1 protein-coding gene is annotated in these 304 nt (G+C 70.1%); it reads left to right on the top strand.

Going from position 1 to position 304, the window contains the following annotated elements:
- On the top strand, positions 1-304 hold a 304-nt coding region (locus tag EIK80_RS25390; RefSeq protein WP_125159724.1), incomplete at both ends, for an aminotransferase class I/II-fold pyridoxal phosphate-dependent enzyme.

Below are 304 nucleotides of genomic sequence, written 5' to 3' on the forward strand. Positions count from 1 at the left end.
AGACCGCCCGGGCCGGTGACGCCGTGCTGATGCACGCCTGCTGTCACAACCCGTCGGGCGCCGACTACAGCCTGGAGCAAGGGGCGGCGATCGCCGCGGTGGTGGCCCGCAAGGGGATCACGCCGCTGATCGACCTGGCCTATCAGGGCCTGGGCCTTGGCCTCGAGGAGGACGCGGCGGGCATACGCCTCGTTCTGGCCGCGGCCGAGGATGGCCTGCTGGCCTATTCCTGCGACAAGAATTTCGGCCTCTATCGCGACCGGGTCGGCGCGCTCTACACCCTGACTCGCGATGCCGCGACGCT

Source organism: Caulobacter sp. 602-1 (genome assembly GCF_003931565.1).
Taxonomy (GTDB): Bacteria; Pseudomonadota; Alphaproteobacteria; order Caulobacterales; family Caulobacteraceae; genus Caulobacter.